The organism is Umezawaea sp. Da 62-37, assembly GCF_032460545.1.
Classification (GTDB): domain Bacteria; phylum Actinomycetota; class Actinomycetes; order Mycobacteriales; family Pseudonocardiaceae; genus Umezawaea.
The window spans coordinates 268,445-284,496 of sequence record NZ_CP135965.1; the positions used below are offsets into that span (position 1 = coordinate 268,445).

The window sequence follows — 16,052 nt, forward strand, 5'->3', positions numbered from 1 at the left end:
ACGATGCGCCGGTGGCTCACCGCGTACCGGCCACGTCGTGCACACCGGCCCAGTGCAGGACGAGCGCTTCCGACCGCTCGTGGCTCAGGGCCAACACGTCGAGTGCCGTGAATTTGCGGCGAACCGCGGCGATGGCCGTGTCCTCGTCGAAGAACACCGTTGCCGTGTCGGTCTCGCCGCAGGCCAGCGGCCGAAGCGGTTCGGCGAACGTCAGAAGCGTCACCGAATGCCGCAACGCGGCGTGCCCCGTAGACATCGGCACCACCCGCAGGCTGAGCCGGGGGCGACGGGCCATGAAGCCGAGCCGCATGCACTGGTCGTGCATGACGGCGGTGTCGCCCACCACCAGGCTCAACGCGGCTTCATGGACGTAGAACTCCGACTCGGGCGGCGATTCCCGTTCCAGCACCGCCTGCCGATCGACACGGGAACCGAGCCGGGCCACGAGTTGCTCCTGCCCACCGATGACATGACCGAACAGAGCCTCGGCGTACGCCTTGCTCTGCAGCAGCGACGGCACCAGAAGCGGCTCGTACCCGGTGATCGTCCGCGCCCTCGCTTCATGCATACGTGCGCACAACACGTCGTCGGGAGAATCGTCGTGCATCCGCATGAAGTAGCCGAGGTCGGGTTCGGTGACCATTCCGAGGATGCGATTCCGGGTGTCCTTGGCGACGCGGTAGAAGCCCAGCAGTGTGGCGACATCCGCTTCGCCCGCGCCTCGATCACCGCTTTCCAGTTTGCTGAGCTTGGCCGGAGACCACCCCACTTCACGGCAGATGGCGGTGCCCTTGATTCCGCAGCACTGACGAATCCGGCGTAGTTCCTCGCCGATTTCACGCGTGTGCGCAGTGCTCAGGCGGCCGACTGGTTGCCCGTTGTCGACATTCTCGCTGTCGAGCGCGTCGTCTGGCTTCAGCATCACTCCGGGTACTCCTTGGTGCTTGGTGGCGGCGGCGGACGGCGTGGAAAGCCTTGTGCGAGGACCGGCTGTCCAAGTCTCGGCGCCACTCAAGCCAAGTGGATCAAGCTGGAACAGAGCGCGAACGGCGCACGAGTGAGGCATCTCCGATGCATTGGTATCGTTGACCTGCGTGAACGAAGTCCGGGAATCGTCATGAGCCCTTGCCTGGAGGCCACTCGATGGCATTGCGGCGAACCGCCTTGGCGCGAGCGCGGAAGGCGGTCGGTCTCACCCAGGAGGCATTGGCCGAGGCAGCTCGCGTCGAGCGTTCGACGGTGGTCCGCTGGGAAGCCGGCACAAGCGAACCACTCCCGTTCCAGCGTCCCAAGCTGGCGCGCCTCCTGAAGATCGGCTTGACCGAGTTGGACGCGCTGCTGTCGCCCGTCCGCGCGACGGGGATCCAGCCATGGCCTGCACCGGCCGGTTCCGATGACGACGAACAGGACGCCTTGGAGCTGGCCCGGCGTGTGAACGCCAGTGACGTCGGTCGCGAAACGCTGGAAAGACTCGAAGCGGTCGTCGACGAACTGGCGATCGCCTATCCCGGAACGCCGCCGGTGGATCTGCTCGAACGCGTCCGGCGACACCTGCGCTACGTGAACCGGCTGCTGGACGCGAGGAAGACGTTGGGCGAGCACCGGCGGTTGCTGGTGGTGGGCGGTTGGCTTTCGTTGCTCGGCGCGACGGTGCACATCGACCTGGACCAACCCGAAGCGGCCATCGCACGTCTGCGGACCGCGGCGAGCCTGGCGACGCACACCGAGCACGCCGAGATCCACGCGTGGACGTTCGAGACGGAGGCTTGGCGCGTTCTCACCGAAGGCGACCACGTCCGCGCGCTCGAACTGTCCCACCGGGCCATGGCACTCGCGCCGACCGGGAGTTCGGTGGAAATCCAGGCGACGGCCCAATCCGGTCGCGCTCACGCGCGACTGGGGCAGGTCAAGGAGACGCATGCCGCCCTCAACGAGGTGCAACGCCTGGCATCACCTCTCCAACGGCCGGACAAGCCGGAGCACCACTACCGCTACGACCCCGACAAGGCGGTCGCGTACACGGCCACAACGCTCGCGTGGATCGGCGACCCCGCGGCCGAGGGGTTCGCGCGCGAGATCATCAGGCGGTTGAACGCGGGTGACGACCCGACCGGTTGGCCGCGTCGGGTGGCATCCGCCAACATCGACATGTCGCTCGCGCTCCTGGTGACCGACCGGTTGGACGAGGCCTGCCACCACACGATGCGGGCCATGACGTCCGGCCGCGTGGTGCCGTCGAACCACTGGCGTGCGGCGGAGGTCGTGAGGGCGGTTGAACTGCGGGAACTGCCCGAAGCCGCTGGGCTGCGCGAGGTCTACGAGGACATGCGGCGGCGGTGAGCTGGCAGGCCGCCGGATGGGTGTCCACTGAGGACGATTTCGGATCCGCGCCGAACCGGGCAGCATGGCGGCCATGGACTTCCTGCCGCTGGCCGAGGAACTGCTCGCGATCCGCTCCACCGCCGACCGCCCCCAAGACCTGCACCGGGCACTGGACTTCGTGGTGGACGTGGTCGGTCCCGGTTTCGAGGTCGAGCGGTTCGAGTCGCGCGGCAAGCCCAGCGCGCTGGTCCACGCGGGTGGGCGGCGGCCGTTCCGGGTGATCCTCAACGGGCACCTGGACGTGGTGCCGGGTACGGCGGACCAGTTCGTCCCGCGCAGGGAGGGCGACCGGCTGATCGGCCGCGGCACTCAGGACATGAAGCTGTCCGCGCTGGTGCAGGCGCAGGTGTTCCGCGAGGTGGCCGAGACACTCCCCATCGCCCTCCAGTTGGTCACCGACGAGGAAGTCGGCGGACGGGACGGGACGCGGCACCAGCTCGAGCAGGGCGTCACCGCCGACTTCGTGGTGATCGGCGAGCACAGCGGGCTGCGGGTGGTGACCGAGTCCAAGGGCATCGCGAACGCGCGGCTGTGCGCGACGGGGCAGGCGGGGCACGGCGCGTACCAGTGGTTGGGTGACAACGCGCTGGTCAAGGTGACGCGGGCCGTCGACGCGGTCCTGGCGGCGTACCCGGTGGCGACCGAGGAGGTGTGGCGGACGACGGTGAACGTCGCCCGGATCGCGACGGACAACCAGGCGCTCAACCAGATCCCGGCGGACGCGACGGCGTGGCTGGACATCCGGTTCCCGGCCGAGGACCGCGACTTCACCGGTCGCAGCGCGGACGAGGTGGCCGCGCACCTCACCGCGCTGTGCCCGCCGGGGGTGACGGCGGTGGTCGACAGCACCGAACCGCCGCACCGCGCCGAGCCGGACAACCCCGACGTGGTCGCGTTGCAGGCGGCCGCCCGCGCGCAGGGCTACTCGGGTGACCTCCTGCGCAAGCATGGCGCGGCGGACAGCCGCTTCTACTTCCAGCGGGGTGTCGACGCGGTCATCTTCGGGGTGGGCGGGAATGGTCAGCACGGGCCTGACGAGTACGCGGACCTGACCACTGTCGAGCCTTATCGGCAGGCCCTGCGCGCATTTCTCGGCACAATTGCGTGACCTGGTCATCGACAAATGCGACAAAGGGCTCACCTGCACCAAACCGTCCTCACGCTGCGGTTTTGCCACATTGGTGCGTTCGGCGGCTGCGCTGTCCACCGGACAATCGCCAGATTCATCACTGCCCGCTACCGGTTCAGCGCAGAATCCCGTGAGGTGCCCGATGCCACCACCGCGCTCGTGGAAGTCGATCGCCGTCGTGGCCGCGGTCGCCGCCGCCGCGGTGATCGCCTCCACCCCGGCCCACGCGGGCCGCCAAGCTGCGTCCAACGTCGTCACGGACGGCCACGCGCGGTTCCAGGTGCTCACCCCGACGCTGGTCCGCATGGAGTACGCGGGCGACGACGTGTTCCTCGACGCGACGACGTTCAACGCCACCAGCAGGTCCATGCCGGTGCCCTCGTTCACCACCGCGGTCGTCGACGGCTTCCGCGAGATCCGCACGGCGGGCCTGGCCCTGCGCTACCGGCAGGGCAGCGGCCCGTTCACCGCGGCGAACACCTCGGTCAAGCTCACCGCGACCGGCGTCACCGGGGCACCGGCGTTCCCGTCGTACTGCGCGTTCGGCACGGCGTGCGAGGCGGAGACCGGCCTGCTCGGCGGGTCCGCGTCCACGGCCTACGACCACCGCGACTTCACCGGCTCCGGCTTCGTCGCCGGGCTGACCGCCACCGGGTCGAGCCTGGTCCACGACGTGTCGGCCGTGCCGTCGGCGGGCGGCTACCGGCTGTCCGTGCGCTACGCCAACGCCGCCGGGGGTGACAACCAGTCGGTCACCAGGACGCTGTCGACCACCGTCGACGGCGCCGCCGGGCCGACCCTGTCCCTGCCGGTGACCGGTTCCTGGGACACGTGGTCAACCGCGTCGGTGACGCTGAACCTCGGCGCGGGCACGCACGCGGTCCGGATCGCCATGGACTCCGGGACATCGGGCAACGTCAACATCGACAGCATCGCGGTCACCCCGACCGGTGCCGCCTACCCCGCGGCGGACCGGACGCTGCTCGCCACCGGCTACGGCGCGGGCCCGACGAACACCCTCGGCGGCTGGGACCGGTCGCTGGACAACCCCGAGGCCGTCCCGACCGGCGAGCACCCCGGCATCCTGGACCGCGACGGCTGGTACCTGCTCGACGACACCCGCACCCCCGTGCTCAACGCCGACCGCACCACCACCGACCGCCGGTCGCACGGCACCCAGCCCTACCAGGACGGCTACCTGTTCGGGTACGGGCAGGACTACAAGCAGGGCCTGTCCGACCTCAACGCCCTCGTCGGCGGCACCGCGCTGCTCCCCCAGTCCGCCTACGGCGTCTGGTACTCCCGCTACTTCGCCTACAGCACCGCCGACTACCAGAACACGCTGCTGCCGGCGTTCCGCTCGCACCAGGTGCCGATCGACTGGCTCGTCGTCGACACGGACTGGAAGTCGCCGACCCAGTGGAACGGCTGGAACTGGAACCAGAACCTGTTCCCGAACCCGCAGGCCTTCATGGACTGGACCGCGCAGCAGGGCCTGTCGGTGTCGCTGAACGTGCACCCGTCCATCGCGGGCAACGACCCGGGGTTCGCCGCGACCAACGCCACCGCGGGCGGCCTGCCCGCCGACGGGAGCAGCAACTTCCGCTGGGACTGGAGCAACCCCGCGCACCTGAAGTCCTACCTGGACCTGCACAAGCCGTTCAACCAGCAGGGTGTGCGGGCCTGGTGGCTCGACTACTGCACCACCTGCGGCGGGTCGCGGGCGTCGAACCCGCACCTGGCCGCGGACAACCTGGTCAACCAGGCCTACGCCGACGAGGCCACCGCCAGGGGCCTGCGCGGGTTCGCGTTCTCCCGCGTCGGCGGCGCCGAACAGGGCGGCATCCACAGCAGCTACCCGCTCGGCCCGTGGTCGGAGCGGCGCAACACCCTCCAGTTCACCGGTGACACCCCCGACTCGTGGGCCATGCTCGCCTTCGAGGCCCGCTTCACCCCGGACGAGGCCGCCGCGGGGCTGAGCAACATCAGCCACGACATCGGCAGCTTCCACGGCGGCCACCTGCCCGACGACCTGTACGCGCGCTGGGTGCAACTGGGCGCCTTCCAGCCCGTCGACCGGCTGCACTCCGACCACGGCGACCGGCTGCCGTGGAACTACACGGGCGCGGCCGCGGCGAGCGCGGAGCGGTTCCTGCGGCTGCGCGAATCGCTGGTGCCGTACACGTACACGACGGCGCGGCAGGCGACCACGACCGGCGTGCCCATCACCCGGCCGCTGTACCTGGACTACCCGGCGCAGAACGACGCCTACACCCACCCGCAGGAGTACCTGTACGGCGACAACGTGCTGGTCGCCCCGATCACCACGCCGAACGACGCGGCGGGCAACGGTTCGGTGAGCGCGTGGATCCCACCGGGCACGTGGACCGACTACTTCACCGGCACCAGCTACACCGGGCCGACCACCACGACCATCACCAGGCCGCTCGCGTCGATGCCGGTGCTGGTCAAGTCCGGCGGCATCGTGCCGACCCGCACCGACTACGTCGCCAACCAGAAGGCGCAGCCGCTGACCCAGCTCACGTTGACCGTGGGGGCGGGCGCCGACGGGACGTTCTCGCTGTACCAGGACGCGGGCGAAGGCGCGGGCTTCCGGTCCGGCCAGTCCACCAGCACGCCGATCGGCTGGAACAACGGCAGCCGCACGCTGACCGTGGGCGCGACCACCGGGGCGTTCCCCGGTGCGGCTTCGTCGCGGGCGTACACCTTGCGGCTCACCAACTCCGCCGCGCCCACGGCGGTGTCCGTGGACGGCACCCGGCTGCCGGAGACGGCGTGGTCCTACAACGCCGACAGCCGCACGGTGACCGTGACGACGGCGAGCCTGCCGGTCGGCGGCGCGCACACCGTGGCGCTGTCCGGCACCGCGACGACCAACCCCAAGGCGGGTCAGGTGTCCGGTGCGGGCGGCCGGTGCCTGGCCGCGCGCGGCGGGGCGTCCGCCGACAGCACGCCGGTCGAGGTGGCGGTCTGCGACCACTCCCCCGGCCAGCAGGTCGTGCCGCCCGCCGGTGGTGCCGTGAAGGTGCTCGACAAGTGCCTGGACGTGGCAGGCGGTGGGACCGGGAACGGGACGGCGGTGCAGTTGTACACGTGCAACGGGTCCGGGGCGCAGGTGTGGCGGTCGGGGTCGGACGGAACCTTGGTCAACCCGGTGTCGGGCCGGTGCCTGGACGTTCCGGGAACCGCGGCCGGCACGGCACTGCGGATCCAGGACTGCTCGGGCGCGGCGGGCCAGGTCTGGGCGTTCCCGCCGACCGCGGTGAGCGGGCCGGGCGGCACCTGCGCCGACGTGGCGAACGCGGATCCCGCGTCCGGCACCGGTGTCCAGCTGTACGGGTGCAACTCCAGCGACGCCCAGCGCTGGTCGGCTCCGGGTGACCGCACGCTGCGGACGTTGGGGAAGTGCCTGGACGTGACGAACGGCGAGACGGCGAACGGGGCGCTCGTCCAGTTGTGGGACTGCAACGGGACGAACTCCCAGACGTGGGTCACCCGCGCCGACGGGACGATGCAGAACCCGAGGTCCGGGCGCTGCCTCGACGACCCCGACGGCGCCGCCAAGCCGGGCGACCGGCTTCGGGTTTGGGACTGCAACACCACGGCGGCGCAGCGGTTCGTCTTGGGCACCTGATCGCGTCTTCACCCCGGTGTGGGCACCCCGGCGGCACGCTTGCTTGTCACCCGTACGAGTTACGCCGGAAGGGGGCGGCGATAGGGTTCCGCCCGTGAACGCGATGTTGGAGCGGCTGCGCCCTCTCGCTGATCGATGGCGGGCGTGGAACACCGACAAGAAGGACGCGCTGCTTGCCGGTGTGGCCGTGGTGTTGCCGTTCGTGCCCGCCCTGGATCCGATCGGGGCGGAGTTCGGGGATCTGCCGCGGCATCCGCTCGACGCGTTGGGTGTGGTGCTGATCCTGGCGCAGACCCTGCCGTTGGTGCTGCGGACCCGGTTGCCCGCGGTGTGCCTGGCTGTCGTGGCGGCGGCTTTCGCCGTGCACCAGGCTGTCGGCTATCCGACGTCGATCGCCGGTGTGGGTCTCTACCTCGCCCTGTACGCCGTGGGCGCCCACCAGGAGCGGTTCCGGTTCGCTGCGGGGCTGGTGGCGAGTGCGGCCTACGTCGTGCTGGCGGTGGTGCTGCACGTTCTGGGGTCGCCGCAGGCGTTCGTGGACTTCGTCGTGATCTACCTGGTGCTGGCGATCATGTGGGCGGCGGGCTGGCGGATGCGGCGGTGGCGGGCGCAGGAGGTCGAGCGGCGCAAGCTGAGTGCGGAGTTGGCGACGGCCGCCGAGCGGTCGCGGATCGCGCGTGAGCTGCATGACGTGGTTACCCACCACGTGACCGCGATGGTCGTGCAGGCGGACGCGGCGCAGTTCCAGTTGGACAGTGCGCCGGAGCGCGTCGCCGAAGGGCTGGTGGCGATCAGCGGGACCGGTAGGCGGGCCATGACGGAGTTGCGGTACCTGCTCGGCGTGCTGGAGGCGACCGGTGAGTCGGCGACCCGCAAACCCGCGTTGGGCAGCCCGCAGGACCTGGTCGAGCAGGCGCGGCAGTCCGGTCAGCCGGTCGAGCTGACCGAGAGCGGCGACGCCCGGCCGATGGCGGTCGGGGTGGAACTGGCGGTGTACCGGGTGGTGCAGGAGTCGTTGACCAACGCGCTGAAGTACGCGCACGGCAAGCGCACGGCGGTGCGGGTCGACCGGGGTGCCGAATGGGTCGGTATCGAGGTGACGACCGCCGGTCCGGCCACCGCGGGGCCAGGACTGCCGAGTGGTGGGCGTGGGCTGAGCGGTCTGCGTGAACGCGTGACGCTGCTCGGTGGTGAGCTGACCGCCGCCGGGCGGCCCGACGGCGGGTTCGGCGTCCGAGCCCGCATTCCCCTGGGGAGCGATACGTGACCGACGCGCCGATCCGCGTGCTGATCTGCGAGGACCAGGCGCTGGTGCGCGCCGGGTACTCCGCCATCTTTTCCGCGCAGGCGGACATGGAGGTCGTCGGGGAAGCCGACAACGGTGTGGAGGCGGTCGAGGCGGGTGAGCGGCTGCGGCCGGACGTGGTCGTGATGGACATCCAGATGCCGCTGCTGAACGGGATCGAGGCGACCCGCCGGCTGGCCGGTCCCGGCGCGGCCACACCGCTGCGGGTGTTGGTGGTGACCACGTTCAACGTCGACCACTACGTGTACGAGGCGCTTCGGGCCGGGGCCAGCGGGTTCCTGCTGAAGGACTCACCGCCGCTGGAACTGGTGAACGGCATCCGCACGATCGCCCGCGGGGAGTCGCTGCTGGCCCCGGCGATCACGCGGGACCTGATCGGACGGTTCGCGGACCGGCTGAAGCCGGGGGTGGCCGCGGCCGGGCCGGTGGAGTCGTTGACCCGCCGTGAGCGCGAGGTGCTGACGCTGATCGCGGAGGGGCTGTCGAACGCGGAGATCGCGGCGGCGATGGTGCTCAGCCCGGAGACGGTGAAGACGTACGTGTCGCGGATCCTGACGAAGCTGGACCTGCGGGACCGGGTGCAGGCCGTGGTGCTGGCCTACCGGTCGGGGCTGGTGTCGTAGACCGGATCCCGGTGACCTGCGAACGGGTCAGGCCCGGCCCGCGGGGACGCGGACCGAGTCCACCAGCGCCGTCACGGCCGGGTGCCACTCGCGGGTCGGTGGGCCGCTGAGGACGAGTCTGCGGACCACCTGGTCGCGCAGCGGCACGAGCACCAGGCCGGGCGGCAGCATCGAGGCCACCAGGCCGGGCACGATCGACACGCCCACGCCCGCGCGGACCATGGCGAGCAGCGTGCCGAGTTCGCGAACCCGGTGGCGCGGGGTGAACGGGTGGCCGGCGTGCGCCTGCCGCACGTGTCGCTCGCAGCCGCCGCGGGACAGCAGGAACGGGTCGTCGGCGAGGTCGGCCACGTCGACCGCGGGCAGCGTCGCCAACGGGTGGTCGGTGCGCAGCAGGGCGTGGAAGGCGTCCTCGCAGACCGGCGCGCCGGAACCCGGAGGCGGGTCGACCAGGACCGCGGCGTCGACCGTGCCGCCCAGCAGCCACTCGGCGACCTCGTCGTCCTCGCCCTCGAACACCCGGACCCGCACGTGCGGGAACTCCGCCTGCCACCGGGCCAGCAGATCGGGCAGCAGGCCCTGGCAGGCGGTCGGCGGCGCGGCCAGCCGGACCGTGCCGCGCGCGCCGCCGCGTCGGCGTTCGGCCAGGTCGGTGATCGCGGCGGACGCGGCCACCGCGGCGCGGGCGTGCGCCAGGACCTCTTCGCCGAACGCGGTGGGCGCGGCACGTCCGCGCCGCGAGAGCACGGGGTGGCCGAGCGTGCGTTCGAGGGCGGCGACGGCGTGCGAGACGGCGGACTGGGTGAGGCCGAGCGCGTCGGCCGCGGCGCCGAACCCTCCCTCGTCGACGACGGCGAGGAAGGCGCGCAACTGGGCGAGGTTCAGGGCCATGAGCGCCTCTCATGCTCGGTCGACGGGTACTTGTTGGACTCATGGTGCCCCGTCGGGTGATGCTCCCGCCGTGGGTTCAACCGGGAAGTTCGTGCTGCTGTCCGCGATCTGGGGCAGCAGCTTCGCGTTGATCAAGGTCGCGGTGGACGCGGGCGTGCCGCCGGTGCAGGTGGCGCTGGCCCGTTGCCTCTTCGGGGCGCTGGCGCTGTGGTTGGTCTGCGCGGCGCAGAGGGCGGCCGTGCCCCGCGACCCCCGTGCGTGGGGGCACGCGGCGGTGGTCGCGGTGCTGCTCAACTCGGTGCCGTTCACGCTGCTCGCGTTCGGCGAGTCCAAGGTGGACTCGGTGCTGGCGGGCGTGCTGAACGCGACGACTCCGTTGACGACGCTGGCGTTCGCGCTGCTGGTCGTGCTGGGTGAGCGGGTGAACCGGACGCGGCTGGCGGGGCTGCTGCTGGGCTTCGCGGGTGTGCTGGTGCTGCTCGGGGTGTGGCGCGGCCTGGACGGCGACGTGCTGGCGGGCGGCCTGGCCTGCCTGGGCGCGACCACCTGCTACGGCGCCGGGTTCGCCTACACGCGGAGGTTCTTCTCCGGCGGGCCGCACCGGGCGAGCGCGTTGTCCGCCATGCAGATCACCTGCGCCACCGTCCAACTGGGAGTCGCCGCGCCCGTCCTGTCCGGGCCGCCCGCGTGGCCGGGCGCGCCCGCCGCGCTGGCCCTGCTCGTGCTGGGCGCGGTGGGCACGGGCTACGCGTACGTGATCAACCTCGACGTGATCCGGGAGGCGGGCCCCACGGTCGCGGCCACGGTCACCTACGTGACGCCGCTGTGGTCGACCGCGTTGGGCGTGCTGCTGCTCGGCGAGCCGGTCGGCTGGAACACCTTCGCGGGCGCGGCGATCGTGATCGGCGGAATCCTGCTCACCCGGCACCCTGCCCCCGACAGGGCCAAAGCATGAGCGCTGCTCATATCTTTGCTTCGGGGTGCCGTCGGCGACCCGCGCTACCGCGGTGGCCGAACCCTCTCATCCGCCAGGCGTTCACTAGGCCATGTCGGGCGCGAGCAGCATGGCGGTCGCCCGCTTGGCGGCGACCGTGAAGCGGCCCATCGCGGTTCCGGGCGTGCCCAGCAGCACCAGCAGCACGGTGGCGCTGAGCGGGTGGACGCCGATGCAACCGCGATCACCCTCCATCAGGACGCCCTGGAGGCGCCCCAGTTCGGAGGACTGGACGAAGCGGAGACCGACCCCCGCGGAGACCGACGCCATGGCGGCCACCTGGGAGGCGACCTCACCCGCGCGGGCGGTCGAGACGTTGAGGTCGGCCGCCAGGACGAGGCCGTCACGACTGGTGACGACCACGCCGTCCACGCCGTCGACATCGGTGCGGACCTTGCCGAGCAGTTCGGTCAGCGCGGCGGGGTCGCCGAGCCGGATCTCCACCCTGCTTGCCCTCGGGCCGGTCATACGACGAGGTTCCGCTCGACTGCGCGGAGATGGTGCCTCGCCAACGCCAGGTTGGACCGCGATCGGTCGAGCACCAGGTACAGGAACATCTGGGCGCCCTGGTTGGTGGCCAGCGGCCTGATGAGGTGGTACTGGCGCTGGAGCGTGATGAGGATGTCCTCGATCTGGTCGTCGAGCTGCAGCGCGGCGATGGTGCGCATCTTGGCCCGCACCACCTCGGTGTTGCCCGCGCCCGCGACCTCGAGGTCGAGCAGCGTGTTGCCGCCCTGGGTGCCGAGGGTCATGCCGCTGTCGTAGTCCACCAGCGACACGCCCACCGCGCCTTCGATCGCCATCGCCTCGCGCAACGCTTGCTCGATGTTCACCCGTGAACCTCCAGTTCAATCACCCGAAAAACCAACACGGACAGTACCTACGAACACCCCCCTTCCGCCTAACGGTTCCACGGCAGTGCGACTAAGTCGGGCAAAAATGTTACGTAAAGCATTCAAAATTGGGGATCTTTCGGGCTTTGAGCACGGATGGTGGCCAACGCTGAAGCTTTAGAGGGACACAGCTCCCACTTACCGGCCGCCCGCTTGGCGCTCACGAAAAGCGATCATGTTCATCCGGTTGCCGCACCGGACGCCGCAGAACCGCTTGAGCGCGTTGCGGGAGAGGTCCAGCAGGAGGCCGTTGCAGTCGTCCGCCGCGCACACCCGCAGCCGCCCGGTCTCGTTCATCCGGATCACGTCCATGAGCGCCAGCGCGGCCTCGACCCGGAAGCGCTCCGCGAGCGGCGCCTCGGGGGCGGTCGCGTGCATGTGCCAGTCCAGGCCGTCGTGCCGGGTGAGGTACGGCAGCGCCTTCGCGTCCCGCAACATCCCGTTGACCGCCACCACGGCGTCGTCGCGCCCCAGCGTCCACACCCGCCTCAGCAGGTCGCGGGTGCGCCGGATGTCCTGGAGTTCGACCTCGTCGTGGTCGATGCGCCCGGTGAAGGGGTAGCCGGCCAGCAGGTCGGCGAGCTGCTCCACCGTCGCCAGCTCGTCGGCGCCGCTGCGGGAGGCGCCGGGGTCGGTGTTGCAGAGCACGACGACCAGCGCCAGGGACTCCTCGGTGTCAGGGGCGAAATGCAATTTGACTCCTCACTCCCGCGGTTCTAGCGTCAGGACCGTAAGTCAGGTTAGACCATGACACATCCCGGACTGGGGAGAGACGCATGAGGTTCCCGTCGAGATACGCGGGTCTGGTCGCGGCGGGGGTCTCCGCCGTCTCCTTCGGAACGTCCGGCGTGTTCGTCAAACCGCTGCTGGAGGCGGGCTGGTCCCCCACCGCCGCGGTCACCGCCCGCGCGCTGACCGCGGGGCTGGTGCTGCTGCCGTTCACGCTGGTCTCGCTGCGCGGCCGGTGGGACGCCCTGTGGCGGGCGCGGTGGCGGGTCCTCGGCATGGGCGTGATCGGCGTGGCGATCACCCAGGTCCTCTACTTCGCCGCCATCCGGCGCATCCCGGTGTCGACCGCGCTGCTCGTCGAGTACCTCGCGCCCCTCATCCTGGTCGGCTTCACCTGGGCGGTCACCCGGCGGGCGCCGCGGCCGACCGTGCTGATCGGCTCGGTGCTCGCCGTCGGCGGCCTGGTGCTGGTGATCGGGCCCGGCGCGATCCGGGCCGTGGACCCGGTCGGGCTGCTGATCGCGTTCGGCGCGGCCGTCGGGTGCGCGCTGTACTTCGTGATCGCCGCCCGCCCGTCCGACGGCCTGGCGCCGGTCGCGCTGGCCGGATCCGGGCTGCTGCTGGCGAGCGTCCTGCTCGCCCTGGTCGGGATGACCGGTCTCCTGCCGTCCACCGCCGTGTTCGGCGACCTGCCGGTGTTCGGCTCCTCCGCGCCGTGGTGGGTGCCGCTGCTGGTCGTCGCGGTGATCGGGACGGCGCTGGCCTACGCCACCGGGATCACGGCGTCCGGGCTGCTCGGTTCCCGGCTCGCGTCGTTCATCGGACTGCTCGAGGTCGTGTTCGCGTCGCTGTTCGCGTGGTTCCTGCTCGGCGAGCAGCTCACGCCGCTGCAACTCGTCGGCGGGGCGCTGATCCTCGGCGGCATCGCCGCGGTGCGGGCCGAGGAGCCCGCGGCGGAGCCGGTCGAGGCGGCGGACGTCGTCGCGCTCGAGAAGTGAGCGGCTAGAGCCGCACCACCTGGTGCACGACCGCCGCGTCGACGACCCGGTACCCCGACGGCACCTGGATCGTGTCCTCCGGGCGCGGGCCGACCAGTGCGGCGACCTCGGTGGGCAGGCCGATGGAGAAGTCGGCGACGTCGACCGGGATCTGCGAGCCCGCGTTCGCCTCGCAGGTGAGTTCGGCGCCGTCGGCCGCGCCGTAGAACTCGAACACGAGGTTGACCGGCGGGGTCGCGGCGGCGGACTCGACGCGCTGGCCCGCGACGACGCAGGCCCGCACGACGTCGCGGGGCAGGGAGACCTGGATCCGCCAGCCCTCGCGCGGCGAGTCCACCCGGAAGCGGAGCGAGCGGACGCCGTCGGCGGTGGTGTCGGCGAGCGTGGTGACCGTCGGTTCGGGCAGGTCGACGGCGGGGGCGGGGGCGCGCAGCACGGGGTCCCTCAACACCGGGAAGGCCTCGGCCACCGACAGCCTCTCCGGTGCCGCGCCCAGGACGCGGCCGGTCCAGTCGTCGGGTTCGGCGTCGCCGGTCAGCCACGCCGACTTGCCGGTGGCCGCGTCGCGCAGGTAGAGCAGCCCGTCGGGGCGGGGTTCGCGGCTGTCGAAGCCGGAGACGAGAACGCTGGTGGTGAACAGCGCGAACGCGACGACCGACGCCGTCGCGGCGAGCAGGCCCGGCCGGGGCAGGGCGGTGAACAGCGGCAGGAGCAGCGCGCCCGCGAGCACGGCGACGGCCATCGCGGCACCGGCGTACCCGATGCCCAGCGCGACCGTCAGCGTCGACACGACCGGTGCGAACAGCACGACCGCCACGGCAGGCGCGAGGGCCGCGAGCGGCAGGGCGGCGGTGTCGCGGCGGACGGCCCACCAGAGCGCGGGCAGTCCGGCGACCAGCGGCCACTGGAACAGGTAGGTGGCGCCCGGCACGGCGACCGCGACGGCGACCAGCAGGACCGCCACCAGCAGCAGGCCGCCCGCGAGCACCTCGGCGGGAGTCCTGCGCCGGACCAGCTTGGCGACCAGCAGCAGCACGGCGGCCGCGACCACCGTGAACGCGGCGATGAACCAGCCGCGGTCGTACGGCTCGGACAGCGGCAGGGCGGCCAGGCCGGGGCGCACCCGCGTGAGCAGCCACCAGAGCCCGAAGCACAGCGCGGCCGTGCCGACCACCGCACCGAGCCCGGCACCGACGACCGCCGCCGCGCCGCCCGCGCGCAACCGTCCACGGCGGACACCCAGCACGACCAGCGGCACCAGCGCGACCGCGGAGAGCCCGGCGAGCACCAGCGCAACCCACACCGGGTAGCGCACGAGGACGCGGCCGAACAGGTCGAAGTAGACGGCGGTCCGGCCGTCGAGCTGCCTCAGGTCGCGACCGCCCAGCGCGCGGACCATCCCCGTCATGCTCTCGCCGTGGTGCTGCACGGTGTCGCGGTCCAGCGCGTCGACGCCGTCGCTCGGCGAGTGGTAGTCGTGCAGGCCCTCGATGAACGCCGCGTTGAGCCCGGCGGCGCCCGCGTCGCGGAAGACGGTGAAGTCGGTGTAGTTCGGCATCCGCCGGTAGACCTCGTAGGCCAGCGAGTTCGCGATGGGCCTGCTGCTCGCGCCCGCGAACGCGTCGACCAGCCCGGCGTTGGCGGTGCTGGTCTCGAACATCACCACCGGCCCGCTGCTACCGCGCGCCTCCCAGTTCAGCACCGCGCCGAACTCGGCGACGTCGTGCTGCCGCAAGAACAGCCGCGCGCCGAGCAAGCCCAGTTCCTCGCCGTCGGTGAAGAGGAACACCACGTCGTTGCGCACCCCGCCGGACGCCTTGAGGACGCGGATCGCCTCCAGCATCGACGCGACCGCCGCCCCGTCGTCGGCGGCGCCGGGTCCGGTCGGCACCGAGTCGTAGTGCGACACCAGCAGCAGCGCCCGGCCGCCGCTGAGCCCCGGTTCCGATCCGGCGACCTCCGCGACCACGTTCTCCGCCACCGCCACCCGCGTCGGCCTGCCGGTTTCCGTCCGCACGACCTCGCCGGACTCCACCCGCACGTCCGCCCCGGCCGCGCGCGCCGCCGCGACGACGTGGTCCCGCACCCGCGCGTGGTCCGCCGTCCCCAACGGGTGCGGCCGCTGCGCGATCTCCCGCAGGTCGCCCTCCACCCGCGCCGCCGAGAACTCCGTCGCCGCCACGTCGGCCGGGGCGGCGGCGGGCGGGCGGAAGGCCAGCAGCGACAACGCGCCGAGCGCCACCAGGACGGCGAGCAGCGCGACCGCGACGACGGGCGGGCGGAAGCCCCTGGGGGCGTTCGGTTCGGCGGTCACCGGGAGAACCTACCCACGCCCGTGCCCGCCGCAGCCCCCCGACTTCGGTCTTCCGGTGCCGGAAGGCCGACCGCGCGCGCTCCGAACCACGATTCACCCCATCGGGTCAGCTTCGGTCGGCACTGAAGTTATCGACCA

Annotated in this window: 13 protein-coding genes; 7 read left to right on the forward strand and 6 right to left on the reverse strand. The window is 71.8% G+C overall.

Annotated features, from left to right (window positions below; all coding sequences use genetic code 11):
- Positions 1 to 16 precede the first annotated feature (16 nt).
- On the reverse strand, positions 17 to 922 hold the full coding sequence (locus RM788_RS01245; protein WP_315929574.1) for a helix-turn-helix domain-containing protein: 906 nt from the start codon (positions 920 to 922) through the stop codon (positions 17 to 19).
- Positions 923 to 1,143: 221 nt separating this feature from the next.
- Between RM788_RS01245 and RM788_RS01250 the strand changes: the two genes are divergently transcribed.
- From RM788_RS01250 to RM788_RS01270, 5 genes are all read left to right on the forward strand, one after another.
- Positions 1,144 to 2,340, forward strand: a complete 1,197-nt coding sequence (locus RM788_RS01250; RefSeq protein WP_315929575.1) for an NsdA family TPR-like regulatory protein — start codon at positions 1,144 to 1,146, stop codon at positions 2,338 to 2,340.
- 73 nt (positions 2,341 to 2,413) lie between these two features.
- Positions 2,414 to 3,490, forward strand: a complete 1,077-nt coding sequence (locus RM788_RS01255) for a M20 family metallopeptidase (protein WP_315929576.1) — start codon at positions 2,414 to 2,416, stop codon at positions 3,488 to 3,490.
- A 163-nt stretch (positions 3,491 to 3,653) separates the two neighbouring features.
- Positions 3,654 to 7,166, forward strand: coding sequence for a ricin-type beta-trefoil lectin domain protein (locus RM788_RS01260; protein ID WP_315929577.1), 3,513 nt, complete (start codon positions 3,654 to 3,656; stop codon positions 7,164 to 7,166).
- 103 nt (positions 7,167 to 7,269) lie between these two features.
- A complete protein-coding gene (locus RM788_RS01265; protein ID WP_315934956.1) occupies positions 7,270 to 8,433 on the forward strand; it encodes a sensor histidine kinase in 1,164 nt (387 codons plus the stop codon).
- Positions 8,430 to 9,095 (forward strand): response regulator, encoded by a 666-nt coding sequence (locus tag RM788_RS01270; RefSeq protein WP_315929578.1) that lies wholly within the window; start codon positions 8,430 to 8,432, stop codon positions 9,093 to 9,095. The genes RM788_RS01265 and RM788_RS01270 overlap by 4 nt, the downstream gene beginning before the upstream one ends.
- 27 nt (positions 9,096 to 9,122) lie before the next feature.
- On the opposite strand, the gene RM788_RS01275 is transcribed toward RM788_RS01270, so the two are convergent.
- A complete protein-coding gene (locus tag RM788_RS01275) occupies positions 9,123 to 9,986 on the reverse strand; it encodes a LysR family transcriptional regulator (RefSeq protein WP_315929579.1) in 864 nt (287 codons plus the stop codon).
- A 70-nt stretch (positions 9,987 to 10,056) separates the two neighbouring features.
- On the opposite strand from RM788_RS01275, the gene RM788_RS01280 reads away from it, so the two are divergent.
- On the forward strand, positions 10,057 to 10,941 hold the full coding sequence (locus RM788_RS01280) for a DMT family transporter (protein WP_315929580.1): 885 nt from the start codon (positions 10,057 to 10,059) through the stop codon (positions 10,939 to 10,941).
- Positions 10,942 to 11,025: 84 nt separating this feature from the next.
- On the opposite strand, the gene RM788_RS01285 is transcribed toward RM788_RS01280, so the two are convergent.
- From RM788_RS01285 to RM788_RS01295, 3 genes are all read right to left on the reverse strand, one after another.
- Positions 11,026 to 11,448, reverse strand: coding sequence for a roadblock/LC7 domain-containing protein (locus RM788_RS01285; RefSeq protein ID WP_315929581.1), 423 nt, complete (start codon positions 11,446 to 11,448; stop codon positions 11,026 to 11,028).
- On the reverse strand, positions 11,445 to 11,813 hold the full coding sequence (locus tag RM788_RS01290; RefSeq protein WP_315929582.1) for a hypothetical protein: 369 nt from the start codon (positions 11,811 to 11,813) through the stop codon (positions 11,445 to 11,447). The genes RM788_RS01285 and RM788_RS01290 overlap by 4 nt, the downstream gene beginning before the upstream one ends.
- Positions 11,814 to 12,011: 198 nt before the next feature.
- The gene (locus tag RM788_RS01295; RefSeq protein WP_315929583.1) at positions 12,012 to 12,566 is read right to left on the reverse strand and encodes a CGNR zinc finger domain-containing protein; all 555 of its coding nucleotides are present in this window, start codon (positions 12,564 to 12,566) and stop codon (positions 12,012 to 12,014) included.
- 83 nt (positions 12,567 to 12,649) lie between these two features.
- Here RM788_RS01295 and RM788_RS01300 point away from each other — a divergent pair, with 83 nt between their 5' ends.
- Positions 12,650 to 13,600, forward strand: a complete 951-nt coding sequence (locus tag RM788_RS01300; protein WP_315929584.1) for an EamA family transporter — start codon at positions 12,650 to 12,652, stop codon at positions 13,598 to 13,600.
- Positions 13,601 to 13,604: 4 nt separating this feature from the next.
- Here the strand turns inward: RM788_RS01300 and RM788_RS01305 are convergent, their stop codons facing one another.
- A complete protein-coding gene (locus tag RM788_RS01305; RefSeq protein WP_315929585.1) occupies positions 13,605 to 15,914 on the reverse strand; it encodes a M20/M25/M40 family metallo-hydrolase in 2,310 nt (769 codons plus the stop codon).
- Positions 15,915 to 16,052: the final 138 nt, after the last annotated feature.